This is a genomic window from Pseudomonas sp. BF-RE-21 (genome assembly GCF_019947305.1).
In the GTDB taxonomy this organism is placed as follows: domain Bacteria; phylum Pseudomonadota; class Gammaproteobacteria; order Pseudomonadales; family Pseudomonadaceae; genus Aquipseudomonas; species Aquipseudomonas migulae.
On the sequence record NZ_JAGYGF010000035.1, the window covers coordinates 48,577 to 62,158 of the forward strand.

Here is a 13,582-nt window from a genome sequence, read left to right on the forward strand (position 1 = left end):
GAAACAGTGCAAAAACCAATCGAATTCGCCCTTCTCTCATTCGCGTGATAGGCCTGTGCACGCAATAATTTTTTTATTTTTTAATAGCGGTGTAGCTATGACTTTGAAAACCTTGTGTGTGTTTGGCACGCGCCCCGAAGCAATCAAAATGGCCCCTTTGGCGTTAAGCCTCGCGGCGGACGAACGCTTCGAAGCCAAGGTATGTGTAACCGGCCAGCATCGCGAGATGCTGGACCAGGTACTGAATCTTTTCGAGATCACGCCTGACTTCGATCTGAACATCATGAAGTCTGGCCAGGACTTGACGGACGTCACCACCACTATTTTGCAAGGCATGAAATCGGTCTTCGCCGAGTTCAAGCCCGACATCGTCCTCGTGCATGGCGACACTGCTACCACGTTCGCCACTACCCTGGCGGCCTACTACCAGCAAATCCCTGTCGCTCACGTCGAGGCCGGCCTGCGCACGGGCAATCTCTATTCGCCCTGGCCAGAAGAAGCCAACCGCAAGTTGACCGGCGCTCTGGCAGCCCTGCACTTTGCCCCGACAGACACCTCCAGTCAGAATCTGCTCCGGGAAGGGGTCGCCGCTCAAAGCATTCACGTCACGGGCAACACAGTGATCGACGCCCTGCTGGACGTCGTGGCGAGAATTAAAAACAGCGCCACCCTGCAGCAACAGTTTCACCAACAATTCTCCTTCCTGGGTGAAGGGAAGCGAATCATCCTGGTCACCGGCCATCGCCGCGAAAGCTTCGGTGACGGATTTGAAAAAATCTGCCAGGCACTGCTCACGACGGCGAAAGAATTTCCCGACGTCGAAATCGTCTACCCCGTCCACCTCAATCCGAATGTTCGCGAGCCCGTCAATCGACTCCTGGCCGGCATCGACAACGTTCACTTGATTGAACCACTGGATTATTTGCCTTTTGTGTACCTGATGGACCGCTCCTACCTGATCCTCAGCGATTCGGGCGGCATCCAGGAAGAAGCACCTTCGCTGGGCAAACCCGTTCTGGTCATGCGTGACACCACTGAACGCCCGGAAGCCGTCGAGGCAGGCACTGTCAAACTGGTTGGCACCGACATCGACGTTATCACGGGCAACTTGCGCAGCCTGCTGACGGACTCCAACGCTTACAGCCAGATGAGCTTCGCTCACAACCCCTACGGTGATGGCAAGGCGTGCGCGCGGATTCTTGAAACTCTTTCCCAATTTAAAAGAGGCTAACCTATGAGCTTTGAAACCATTTCCGTAGTCGGCCTCGGCTACATCGGACTGCCCACTGCCGCAGTTTTTGCCGCACGCAAGAAAAAAGTCATAGGCGTCGATGTTAATCCTCACGCCGTTGCAACGATCAATCGCGGTGAAATTCACATCATCGAACCGGATCTGGACATTGTCGTGCGGGCAGCGGTAACCGAAGGTTATCTGCGCGCAACCACCACTGCCGAACCGGCCGATGCGTTCCTTATTGCGGTACCGACCCCTTTCAAGGGCGACCACGAACCGGACCTGTCTTACATCGAGTCAGCCAGCAAAGCCATCGCTCCAGTCTTGAAGAAAGGCGATCTGGTCATCCTTGAATCGACTTCTCCGGTCGGCGCAACCGAACAAATGTCCGCATGGCTGGCTGAAGCGCGTCCGGACTTGAGCTTCCCGCAAACGCATGGCGAAGACTCTGACGTTCGTATTGCACACTGCCCTGAACGCGTCTTGCCGGGTCACGTGCTGCGCGAGCTGATCGAGAACGACCGCATCATCGGCGGCCTGACCGCCAAGTGCTCGGATGCTGCAATGCGTCTGTATAAAACGTTCGTGGAAGGTGAATGCATCATCACCGACGCGCGCACTGCAGAAATGTGCAAGCTGACCGAAAACAGCTTCCGCGACGTCAACATCGCTTTTGCCAACGAACTGTCGATCATCTGCGACAAGCTCGACATCAGCGTATGGGAACTGATCCGCCTGGCAAACCACCACCCGCGAGTCAACATCCTGCAACCCGGCCCTGGTGTAGGCGGTCACTGCATCGCTGTCGACCCTTGGTTTATCGTGAGCAAGACCCCCGATGAAGCGCGCTTGATTCGCGCCGCGCGCGAGGTCAACGACAGCAAGCCACAATGGGTGCTCGATCAGGTCGCGCTCGCAATCGGCAAGTACCTGCAAGAGAACCCGGCTAAAACAGCGAAGGATGTGACTGTCGCCTGTCTGGGCCTGGCGTTTAAGCCGGACATCGATGATCTGCGCGAAAGCCCATCCCTTGAGATCACTGTGCAGATTGCAAAAAATCATCCGGGCACCGTTCTGGCCGTTGAGCCGAACATCGAGCGCCTCCCTGCTCGCCTGGAAGGCATCGCAACCCTGAGCCCGGTCGATCAGGCCCTGTCTTCGGCCAACGTCATCGTTCTGCTCGTAGATCACAGTGCGTTTAAAACCATCCCGAAAACCCGCTTGTCATCGCTGAAAGTTATCGATACCCGCGGAGTCTGGACCTGAAAAATCAGGGGTAACTTGATTGCGTACAGAAATCAGGTGGGTCATACACTCACCTGATTTTTTTGCGCTATAAAGCGACAGCGATTTTTACTCTAGATGATCGTGTGCTCGAATTTGTCATGATGAGGTTTAAGAGGTTCCGGCATGGTCAATCTACTAATTCAGGTGCTGACGCTGATAAGTGGCCTGGTTGTAAACTTTGTTATTCCTGGCCTGTATGGACTGGATGCGTATGGCGCGTTCATCAAGGCCAATGTGCTTGTATTTTTATTTCAAAAACTTCTCGACATCGTTAACGAGCAGCTTATTGCCAGTGTCGAAGCCGAGTACATCCTCGTCACCTCATTATTTATGGCGACGTTGATTTTTTTACTGTTCAGTGTGGTCAGCCTGGTAGACGACATCGGTAATCCTTTATTGCTGAGTGTCATGCTGCTCAGCTCAGCGTGCCTGCTTTCCCTGTTCGGGCTTCGTTTGCAGCGCTGGATAGTCGGATACCTCGTTCTCTTCCTGTGTGTTTTTTTCGTCCTCTTGTTCATCAGTTATCAACAGATTCTGCCGCTGAGTATCGTGGACATTCTGCTACTGACGAATCTGATACCGTGCCTGTTTGCCGTGGCGGTGCTGTTTAGCCATGGCGCAAAACTGCCAGTGGGCAGGCAGTTATTGTCCACCTGCAAGAACGTCTTGTTTTTGTTGCCTAGAATGGTATCCATCACTCTGGTCTTCAATCTGTTTACCAATATCCTGCCCTACATTCTTTCGAAGAGTCTGCCCGTTCGGGACCTTGGACTCTTCCGGGTGATCGTGTCGATCATTCAGTCAGCGACGAGCCTGTTCCCTATAAATGTCAGGGCTGTATTTGTTGCGTTTGTCTCCGGGGGACAGCGTCAAGAGCAATACAGAATCATCATGTCCGTCGCCCTTTTCTACTTCGCACTGGTTGGCTTGTCCGGGTATGCGATGGGATGGCTGTTCCCGCAATACTCCGCTTACCTGGCGATGCTTCCTTGCCTGCCAGTCCTGTACTGGGCCGTGGTAACAGAAAGGTATCTCGTTGCTTCCGGGCTTCATCGTAAAGTAATCATCGCCAACCTCGTCCTGGGCGTACTGGCTGTGGCCGGGATGATCCTGTTCGTTCAAGGCCTGAAACAGGCAGAACTGTTTTATGCGCTTGGGTTCTCTGCCTATTTATTGTTTTTGCACTTGCTGTGCCGACCAGGAATCCGTCTACCGGTCATATTCTGGGTCTCTGTACTCTCCCCTTTCGCAATCGTATTGAAAGACGTCAATTTGATCTGGGGCGTTCTTTATATGCTTTCTCTTTTGATCATTGCGGTTGGGATACTTCGGCTTCGTCCGGCTGACTTTCGCACCTTGAGGTTTTGACAATGAACGCAGTTAAGTTGTATCGCGTAGGAAACTGGTTTTATCAGCGTCGTGTACCCGTCGTACCTGGCCTGATTCGCAACCTGATTTTTCTTTTGTTCAATTCATACATTCCGGTGTCCGCCAATCTTGGAAAAGGCACCATTTTCGCTTACGGCGCCATTGGTGTCGTACTTCACGCGAACGCTAAAGTCGGGACGGGCTGTGTATTAGGCCAAGGAATTACGATTGGTGCTGCAGAAGGCTATGTCACCAGCGAGATCAACAAATGCCCGGTGATTGGAGATAACTGCTACATCGGTGCGGGTGCAAAGATCATTGGCGATATTAAAATCGGGGATAACTGCCAGATTGGAGCATCGGCCGTAGTACTGAAAGACATACCCAACAATTCAATCGTTGTCGGCATTCCAGCCCGAGTGATTGGACAGACCTCTGTAGACTATAAAGCTATACGCCCCTGAAATGGCGAACGGAGTATCGCAATGAGTAGTAACGACTGCATGAAAAACAGCATGGCAATTGCAGCGGCCGCGTGCATTTCCATTCTGCTTATGCAGGATCCTGGCGTTCTTTTCTACACCGGCATTGTTGGTGTTTCCCTGCTTGTGCTGACGGCCATTATTTCGCCTTGGCTGGGCCTGTTGGCGCTATTCCCGCTGGCCTTTGCCTTGCGCCCGGCCCCACCGTCAGTAGGGGCTCAAGAAATATCGTTCGCCGCATTGCTGGCAGTGATATTCATTGCTGCATTGATCAAGTTGCTCCGCACTTGCGGAATCAGGTCCGTACTGCGCCTTTTCGGTATCCCGTTGCTTATAGGCGCGGGAATATTGAGCATCAACCTGGCCGTGGCCATGCACAATCATGTGCCGATGCTGGACTGGATCAGGGGCGTCATTCCCTTTCTGTTTATATATGCACTGATACCTGTCTGCGCACTGGTCAGCGGTGACGAAAGCAAGATCCGCTGGGTCGGCGCTTCAGTGGGAACCCTGATTTTCCTGACCGCCGGCTACATCGTTTTCTACTACTTCTACCACGACATGTGGCAACCGTACTGGCTCATCCTGACTAACGGAGAGGAAGTCAAAATCTCTCAAGAAGCGGCCTTGAACAACGTCAACGCCATGGGGCCGATGCGCGACCGGATCACCATGCTGCTGGCACAGGCAACAGATGCGTTGCTGCCTGTCGGCATGGTTGTAGGGTTCGTTGTAAGCACGTTGGCACGAGACCGGCGGATTACTATTGTCGGCGCTTTGGTGGCCATGCTTTGCATGGCAGCCGTACTAATCACCTTCACAAGAAGCATGCTGATCAGCGCCCTTTTGGTCATGCTGCTCTTTTCGCTCTATGCATTTTTCACCCATAAAAACTTGCGCGTAAAGTTGTCGGCCAATTTGGCCACTCAGGGCGTATTTGGCGTTGCATTCATCTTTTCCACTGGCATGGATCAGGTTTGGCTCGGACGCTTGAGTTTGTTATCGGGGGCCGCCTGGAAACGAAAAGGTGACTTCAACGTAATGTCCCGGCTTGAAGAATACAAAATCGCCTGGGAAATGTTCTTGAGCCATCCAGTGCTGGGCAACGGGATGGGTATCAAGCATGGAATGCGCTGGGAAACTTCTGAAGGTGTCTCCTTCACCGAGATGGTTGCGTACATACACAACTGGCCGCTCTACATGCTGATGGTTGGCGGACTTCTGGGCTTTCTGGTTTATTCGTTGGTCATCGCAGGCCCCGTTCTCTATCGTCTTACGTCCCTCAGATCTGAGTCTGCACATTTAACAGTTGTTCGTGCAGCCGTCATGACACTGGCGGTCTATGGTTTGTTTTTCGCGGTATTCCGTCTGATTTCGTTCAACCTGTTGCTTGCTGCTGCCTGGGGAGTGGTCTTCGCGCATAAGTGGTCCCGAGAGAACCGTGCGTCTAGCGCCCATGCCGTACATTCACACACGGCCTCGACTCAAACCAAAGAAAAGCCTGTTGGGCATGAGCCTGCCGATCAAAAAAATGTGGAGCTATCTGTATAATGTGCGGCCTAAGTTTTTTTGCTGTTAAACGCGAGGTCCTCGGAGTTCAGAGCCAGCTGGAATCAAGCCTGGCCGTCACCAAACATCGCGGCCCGGATGCGTCTGGTACTTACTTCGCCAGTGTCGGGGACTACCAGGTAGGCCTCGGACATAACAGGCTCAGCATCCTGGACCTTTCGCCGACCGGCAGTCAGCCAATGTTCGCCGGCAATGGCGTCAGCATCGTATTCAATGGTGAGGTATTCAACCATCATGAACTGCGTAATCAGCTGATCGAAAAAGGCTACTCATTCAAGGGCACCTCGGATACAGAGGTCATTCTTCAGCTTTATGTTGAGCACAAGGAACACGCTTTCAAACTGCTTGAAGGCATGTTCACTTTTGTCATCCTGGATGAAGCCAGAAATAAATTCTTCCTGGTAAGAGATGTTATCGGGATCAAGCCTGTGTACTGCTACTCCAGCACGAACGGCATCTACGCCTGCTCGGAAATACGCGGCCTCAAGAGTTATTCGGAGGTCACCGCCGATATTGATCACGATGACGTTTTCGAGTTCTTCAATAACGGTTTCCTCTACGAACCGAACACCGGCTACAAAGCCATCAAAAAATTGATGCCCGGGACTTACCTTGAGTTCGATCTGCTCACGGGCGCTTGCGAGACCCAGCGTTACCAGACCGTGATGAACTTCAAGACCGAGCAAAACCTCGCCGCAGATGTGAGCAGCGCGGTGACACGGCAATTGGAGGCGGATGTTCCGGTTGGCGTATTTTTCAGTGGCGGCGCTGACTCCAGTATTCTGGCCAGTTACACGGGTGAGGCAGATCTGTTTTTCGCCAAGTACGAAGCGACGGAAGATTCTGCTGTCGATATGAAGTTCTCGGCTGATATCGCTGAACACCTGGGCAAGAAACTTGTGGTGACAGAGATTCTCGATTCGAACACCAACGTGTTCGAGTCGATCGATTTCGTCGCAGCGAATACGGAAGAGCTGGTTTCCGATTACACATTCTGGGCTACCTATCGGTTATCAACAGAAGCCAGGAAGAGCGGCTACACCGTAATGCTCAGCGGGATGGGTGGGGACGAGGCATTCGCCGGTTATCCACGCTACAAAGTCCTGAAGCATCACGGGCTGATTCGGCGGCTCTACCCAGTGCTGAATGCTCTGCTGAAATTCAAGCTGTTTCCCAAGCAGCTCGACAAAAAATTCGAACGACTGGTGTCCTATGCCCAGGAAAGTTACTGGCCTTTGGCGTATTCACGAATGCTGGGATATTTCTCCAGGCAGGAGTTGAAAGGCTTTTTCCCCGATTACTCGAAACGGGAACAGCATTACAAGCAACGCCTTGAGTCCGTGCTCGTCAATTACAAGGGCGATCCCGCAGACAAAGTAAAATGTGCACAACACTTTGACCTGACAGGCTTTCTAAGCCACAACCTCAGTGTTTCCGATAAAGCGAGCATGCTCGCCAGTATCGAGTTGCGTGTGCCTTTGCTCGATGAGCGAGTCGTTGCTAATGGTTTCGCCACCTCAAGTGCAGAACTGCTGAAGGATGGCGCGCCAAAGGCCCCTCTGAAGAGCCTATTGAAAAGCCTGCTTCCAGCCGCTCTTGTGGATCGCCCGAAAACCGGCTTCAACCCTCCCCTCGACGGCATTATCCGTCGGATAGGGGCGGAGCGATTGCTCAGCGAGTTCGAGCGGATTTATCAGTATCTAGAGCGCGAAGAAGTGGAAAAGCTGGTGACGAATCATTTTTCGGGCGCAATCAACAACACGTACAAGCTGTGGCAGGTGCTGTACTTTGAACGTTGGTTGAAACTGAACTTTGCGTAAAAGCTTTCAGGTCCGCTTGTAAACGACGACATCTTTCATTATTTAAGTGATTTTTATGGGCAATGCGCTGACATCTCGGCTTTTCAAGCTCTACCACACAGCCAAAATGTTACGGTTGAAGCAGATTTTCTACCGGATCTATTACCGTTTCGCCAAAGTAAAACCCTTTACGGCAACCGGATTCGGCAAGCGATCGGCCTTTGATCTGGCAAAAGCCCCAGGCTGGAGTGCGTCCCGCTTTACGACGGACGAGCAGTTCGACTTCATGGGCATGAAATCGCCCATCGAGTGGAGCAACACGACACTCCCGAAAATCTGGCAATACAACCTGCATTACCTCGATCATTTGGCGGCATCCGACCAGGCATCCACTGCATTCGACACCCGCCTGGTCAACAGCTGGATTGTGAATAACCCTCCCTTCGGCGGTTGCGGATGGGAACCCTATACGCTCTCTCTGCGCATCGTGAACCTGGTGAAGTGGCTGCAGAGACAGCCGAGCCTGGAAGGCCATTGGCTGGACAGCCTCGCCATGCAAACCCATGCCCTGTCCGAACAGGTGGAATATCACATCCTGGCAAACCATCTGTTCGTGAACGGCAAGGCGCTCGTGTTTGCCGGCACCTTCCTGGAAGGCGTTCATGCTGAACGCTGGCAGTCGCTGGGACTGGAGATTCTGGATAGCGAGGTCAAGGAGCAGTTTCTGGCGGACGGCGCGCACTTTGAATTGTCCCCCATGTACCACGCCTCCCTGCTGTGGGACATGTGCGACCTGGTGAACCTGGCCACCCACACCAAACTTGCACCACTAAGAAACCGACTGGACGAATGGAAGCACGTTGTCGAACGAGGCATCGTCTGGCTACGCAGCCTCCAGCACCCCGACGGTGGCATCCCTTTCTTTAACGATTCGGCGTTCGGCATCGCTCCCGCGCTGCACGATATCGAAACATACGCACGCCTGCTCAATTGCCTGCCAGAGCAAAAAAACAGCACTGCCACTGCTGTCTCGGCCGAACATCACGCCGAAAGCGGCTACGTCTCGATTGATTTTGGCAATCAATGCAAGGCGCTATTGAACCTTGCGCAGGTGGCCCCCGACTACCAACCGGGGCATACCCATGCCGATACCCTGAGTTTCGAACTCAGCCTCTTTGGTCAGCGCGTCTTCGTTAACTCCGGAACATCGCAGTACGGCGAAGACTCCGAACGTCACCGCCAACGCAGTACAGCAGCACACAACACCGTCGAAGTGGACGGCGAGAGTTCCTCCGAAGTCTGGGCCGGCTTCAGGGTTGCCCGGCGTGCGCGTGTTGCGCTGGATACGTTCGACCAGGCCGATGGCATCGTCCGCGTCCGCTGTAGTCATGATGGTTACAAGCGTTTGAAAGGGAAAAACCTGCACACCCGTGAATGGCTCGCAAAAGTTGACGAGTTGCAGATCACGGATTCGCTCACAGGAAGTTTTAACCGAGCGAAAGCCAGGTTTTTTGTACACCCCGAGGCCTTGGTTGTTCAAAATGGCGGGCAATTGACGATCACCCTTCCCGGCGGCCAGGTTGCTTCCGTTTTCCTGGAGGGTGCAACCAAGATCAACGTAGTTACTTCAACGTGGCATCCAGAATTTGGCAAGTCTGTTCCGAACCAGTGCATCGTCGCTGAGCTGTCGTCGAACACGCTGACCACCCGTATAACTTGGTGAGGTTTATTTGAAACTTTTAATCCTGAGCTTTTACTACCAGCCTGATTTATCTGCCGGATCGTTTCGTACGACGGCATTGGTAAAGGCGCTTCTCGAGAAACTGCCAGCGCACGCGCATATCGAGCTGATTACAACCTTGCCAAACCGCTACAGCTCGTTCAGCAGCGAAGCGCCGGAACTGGAAGAGCATCCTCGCCTGACCATTCGCCGAATCGCATTGCCGGCCCACAAAAGCGGTATGGCAGATCAAGCCAAGGCTTTTCTGGTTTACGCGAACGGCGTGCGCAAAATTGTTCAGAACAAACAATATGACCTTATCTATGCGACCTCTTCGCGCCTGATGACCGCGTCGCTGGGCGCCCTCATCGCCCGCCAGAAAAAGACTCCGCTTTATCTGGACATTCGCGATATTTTTGTCGACACGATCAAGGATATTCTGCCGAAGAAGCTGATCTGGCTGCTCAAGCCCATGCTTTCGCTACTTGAAAGTTTTACCATCAAGTCGGCCAAGAAGGTCAATCTGGTTTCCGCCGGTTTTCTCCCTTACTTCAAATCCCGGTATCCGGACCAGCACTACTCGCTGTTCACAAACGGTATCGATGACGAGTTCCTGGATGTCCAGCCTGTCGAGAGCTCTGCGAGTCTGAATCCGGTCCTGGACGTGGTCTACGCCGGAAACATCGGTGAAGGCCAAGGGCTGCACACGATCATTCCTGCGCTAGCCAAACGCCTTGAGGGGAAGTTGCGATTTCGAGTGATCGGTGATGGAGGGAGACTCGCTCACCTGAAGGAGGCTATCAGTTCAGCCGGCTGCACTAACGTTGAGCTGTTGAACCCGGTCAAGCGCAATGAACTGATTCAGGTCTATCAGTCGGCAGATGTGCTGTTCCTGCACCTCAATGACTACGACGCGTTCCGCAAGGTCTTGCCGTCCAAACTGTTTGAATACGCCGCGCTGGGTAAACCGATCTGGGCCGGCATTTCGGGTTACGCGGCGAGCTTTGTCGCTGAACATATCGAAAATACAGCCGTCTTCGAACCTTGCGATGTGGATGCTGCAACCAGGTCTTTCGAGAACCTGAATATTCTGACCAGCCCGCGGCATGCCTTCGTCGAGCGTTTTGCCCGCGGCAATATCATGCGCGAGATGTCGCAAGACATTCTTTCCCTGAAGGAGGCTCGTTAATCATGCGCATTCTTCTGGCAGGGGCCAGCGGCTTTGTCGGCAGCGGGCTAATCGCACCGTTGCTCGAGCGTGGCCACGAAATTACCGCCGCCGTACGCAAGTTGAAGGTTGATCTCGACTCGCGTGTGACACAGAGCCTGGTCAATGGGCTGTCGGCCGATCAGGATTGGCAGGGATTGTTGAAGGACCAGGATCTGGTCATCCAGTTGGCTGCTCGCGTACACGTCATGAGTGACGAATCCTCCGACCCCCTTGCCGAATATCGCAAGGTTAACGTCGAAGGAACGCTCAATCTGGCTCGGCAGGCCGCTGACGCCGGGGTCAAGCGCTTCATTTTTCTCAGCTCAATCAAGGTCAATGGCGAAGGCACGGCTCTCGGCAAGCCTTACGTTGCCGATGGAGAGGAGGCGCCAAGCGACCCTTACGGCATTTCCAAAATGGAAGCGGAACATGCCCTGAGAGCGCTGGCAGCTGAAACCGGCATGGAAGTGGTAATTATTCGTCCGGTGCTGGTTTATGGGCCAGGTGTACGAGCCAACTTCCTCAGCATGATGCGCTGGCTGGACAAAGGCGTACCCCTGCCGTTTGGCGCCATTCACAACCAACGCAGCCTCGTTGCCCTGGATAACCTGGTTGACCTGATTGTGACGTGCACCGAGCACTTCGCAGCAGCAAACCAGACCTTCCTCGTGAGTGATGGTGAGGATCTATCGACTACCATGTTGTTGCGTCGAATGGCGACGGCCCTGGGCAAGCCTGCGCGCTTGCTGCCGGTGCCGAGCTGGATGCTTGAAACCGGCGCGACACTCCTGGGCAAGCAAGCACTGGCCCAGCGTTTGTGCGGTTCACTTCAGGTCGATATCAGCAAGACTCGTGAACTATTGAATTGGAAACCGCCGGTCAGCGTCGACGAAGCGCTGCGCAACACGGCTAAACACTTTTTGGAACTACACACTCAATGAATATGTGGTGGCTGTTACCGGCTGCGGCCGTTGTCGCACTTTTTCTGACTGGCGCCCTGCGCCGGTACGCATTGGCTCGAAGCCTGATCGACATACCGAATGCGCGCAGCTCGCACGTCGTGCCGACACCAAGAGGTGGTGGTGTAGCGATCGTAGTGAGCTTTCTGCTGGCATTGATGTGGACGGCCAGTCTGGGCTTCGTTGCCTGGCCTCTGACCTGGGCATTACTGGGCGCAGGCGTCGGTATTGCGGTACTGGGGTTTCTGGATGATCACGGCCATATCAGCGCTCGTTGGCGCTTGCTGGGCCACTTCATTGCAGCCACCTGGGCGCTGTTCTGGATAGGTGGCTTGCCGCCGCTGACACTGTTTGGATTCGCGCTCGACCTGGGATGGATCGGTCATGCGTTGGCAGCCGTTTATCTGGTGTGGCTGCTGAACCTGTACAACTTTATGGACGGGATTGACGGCATTGCCAGTGTCGAAGCTATCTGTGTATGCCTGAGCGGAGCGCTGTTGTACTGGCTGGCGGGGAATGGACTGGCGGCGCTGCTGCCTCTGTTACTGGCTTTTGCGGTAGCAGGCTTCCTGTATTGGAACTTCCCAAGAGCGCGGATATTCATGGGTGATGCCGGCAGCGGTTTCCTGGGCATTACCTTGGGGGTACTGTCGTTGCAGGCTGCCTGGACGGCACCACAGCTTCTCTGGAGCTGGTTGATTTTGCTCGGCGTGTTCATTGTTGATGCTACGTGGACTCTGCTTCGCCGCTTGTTCAGGGGTGACAAGGTCTATGAAGCCCACCGTAGCCATGCCTATCAGTTTGCTTCCCGCCAGTTTGGCAAGCACTTGCCAGTCACCCTGACGGTCGCAGCGATCAATCTGTGCTGGCTGTTACCGATCGCCCTGGTGGTCGGGAGCGGCAAACTGGATGGCCTGTCGGGAGTGTGCCTGGCTTATCTGCCGTTGGTAGCTTTAGCCGTCAAGTTCAAGGCTGGGGAAAAAGAGGCTTAACAGCCGAGTCAGAAAATGGAGATGGGGGATGGGGGATGGCACTAGCCCCCTCCTCCGGCCAACCACTGGAAGTAACCGGTGACGCTTCCATCGTTGTAGATCAAACCAGACGCTTGCGCCGCGCTCTTGCGGTGCGACCAACGATCCAGCCAATCGCAGGCCCTGCGACCATCCCTATCAGCAATGAAACCACCACGACAACGGAAACTGGTAGCTGCGGCCCAGCCCATCCAAGGAACAGCAAGGAAACCGACTGCTGGTTCTCAAGCACAAAAGCCAGTATCGCCAGCACCAGCAACAGTAGAACGACCATAACCAGCACGCGCTTCAAGCTACTCATGAGCCCCTCCCTGTCTGGATTTCAAACTTCTTCCTCTTCTTCATTTACCCGATCCCGCAACTCTTTCCCCGGCTTGAAATGGGGAACGAATTTGCCGTCAAGGCTGACGGACTGACCGGTTTTCGGATTGCGGCCTACGCGCGGTGCGCGGTAGTGCAGGGAGAAGCTGCCAAATCCACGGATCTCGATGCGATCACCGGTGGCCAGACATTGGGACATTTGTTCAAGCATGGTCTTGATAGCCAGCTCCACATCCTTTGATGAGAGCAGCCCTTGATGGGTGACAATTCGTTCGATCAACTCCGACTTCGTCATATTTTTCCCTTCTTTTTCAAGCAGCTAGGAAAAGCGCTTCAAAGGTTTTAGCATGCCCGAAGGAATTTGAACAGCCCGAGCTTTGACATATCTTCGCCAGCAATGGGATGCCGATTTCAGAACAGAAGCCTGATCAAGCCCGACCTGCTCATCTGCAGATAACCAGCATGGTGCGTGTCACATAACCTGCCGGGTTGAAGCCAAAGGGATACTCATCTTCGTCTTTGGCGTCATCAGATCTCGTGACCACCTTGTAGCCAGCGCCCTTGCACTCCTTGGCAGCGCGTTTGTGACACTTCTCCCACCC

The 13,582-nt window shown here is 53.9% G+C and carries 12 protein-coding genes; 10 read left to right on the forward strand and 2 right to left on the reverse strand.

Annotation, left to right across the window (positions count from 1 at the left end):
* The first annotated feature begins 97 nt into the window (after window positions 1–97).
* The 10 genes from wecB (at window position 98) to KGB25_RS20585 (ending at window position 12,620) form a co-directional block, all read left to right on the forward strand.
* Window positions 98–1,231: a non-hydrolyzing UDP-N-acetylglucosamine 2-epimerase gene (wecB, locus tag KGB25_RS20540; protein WP_008042169.1), complete on the forward strand. Its 1,134-nt coding sequence runs from the start codon at window positions 98–100 to the stop codon at window positions 1,229–1,231.
* 3 nt (window positions 1,232–1,234) lie between these two features.
* On the forward strand, window positions 1,235–2,500 hold the full coding sequence (wecC, locus tag KGB25_RS20545; RefSeq protein WP_192416960.1) for a UDP-N-acetyl-D-mannosamine dehydrogenase: 1,266 nt from the start codon (window positions 1,235–1,237) through the stop codon (window positions 2,498–2,500).
* Between the two features lie 144 nt (window positions 2,501–2,644).
* Window positions 2,645–3,889, forward strand: a complete 1,245-nt coding sequence (locus KGB25_RS20550; RefSeq protein WP_008042167.1) for a hypothetical protein — start codon at window positions 2,645–2,647, stop codon at window positions 3,887–3,889.
* Window positions 3,890–3,891: 2 nt separating this feature from the next.
* Window positions 3,892–4,353, forward strand: coding sequence for a serine O-acetyltransferase (locus KGB25_RS20555; RefSeq protein ID WP_008042166.1), 462 nt, complete (start codon window positions 3,892–3,894; stop codon window positions 4,351–4,353).
* Window positions 4,354–4,374: 21 nt separating this feature from the next.
* Complete coding sequence (locus tag KGB25_RS20560) at window positions 4,375–5,922, forward strand: O-antigen ligase family protein (RefSeq protein WP_223436458.1); 1,548 nt, start codon at window positions 4,375–4,377, stop codon at window positions 5,920–5,922.
* Window positions 5,922–7,760 carry an asparagine synthase (glutamine-hydrolyzing) gene (gene asnB / locus KGB25_RS20565; RefSeq protein WP_008042146.1) on the forward strand — a complete coding sequence of 613 codons (1,839 nt, stop codon included), beginning with the start codon at window positions 5,922–5,924 and terminating at the stop codon, window positions 7,758–7,760. The genes KGB25_RS20560 and asnB overlap by 1 nt, the downstream gene beginning before the upstream one ends.
* Before the next feature lie 55 nt (window positions 7,761–7,815).
* On the forward strand, window positions 7,816–9,462 hold the full coding sequence (locus tag KGB25_RS20570; RefSeq protein ID WP_223436460.1) for a heparinase II/III family protein: 1,647 nt from the start codon (window positions 7,816–7,818) through the stop codon (window positions 9,460–9,462).
* 7 nt (window positions 9,463–9,469) lie between these two features.
* A complete protein-coding gene (locus KGB25_RS20575) occupies window positions 9,470–10,648 on the forward strand; it encodes a glycosyltransferase family 4 protein (protein ID WP_008042130.1) in 1,179 nt (392 codons plus the stop codon).
* A 2-nt stretch (window positions 10,649–10,650) separates the two neighbouring features.
* Window positions 10,651–11,610 carry a UDP-glucose 4-epimerase family protein gene (locus KGB25_RS20580; RefSeq protein WP_192226152.1) on the forward strand — a complete coding sequence of 320 codons (960 nt, stop codon included), beginning with the start codon at window positions 10,651–10,653 and terminating at the stop codon, window positions 11,608–11,610.
* Window positions 11,607–12,620 carry an MraY family glycosyltransferase gene (locus KGB25_RS20585; RefSeq protein ID WP_223436462.1) on the forward strand — a complete coding sequence of 338 codons (1,014 nt, stop codon included), beginning with the start codon at window positions 11,607–11,609 and terminating at the stop codon, window positions 12,618–12,620. Before KGB25_RS20580 ends, KGB25_RS20585 begins: the two co-directional genes overlap by 4 nt.
* Window positions 12,621–12,720: 100 nt before the next feature.
* Here the strand turns inward: KGB25_RS20585 and KGB25_RS20590 are convergent, their stop codons facing one another.
* Together KGB25_RS20590 and ihfB are read right to left on the reverse strand one after the other, a co-directional pair.
* On the reverse strand, window positions 12,721–12,960 hold the full coding sequence (locus tag KGB25_RS20590; protein WP_192226150.1) for a lipopolysaccharide assembly protein LapA domain-containing protein: 240 nt from the start codon (window positions 12,958–12,960) through the stop codon (window positions 12,721–12,723).
* Between the two features lie 21 nt (window positions 12,961–12,981).
* On the reverse strand, window positions 12,982–13,275 hold the full coding sequence (ihfB, locus tag KGB25_RS20595) for an integration host factor subunit beta (RefSeq protein ID WP_008042113.1): 294 nt from the start codon (window positions 13,273–13,275) through the stop codon (window positions 12,982–12,984).
* Between the last annotated feature and the right edge of the window lie 307 nt (window positions 13,276–13,582).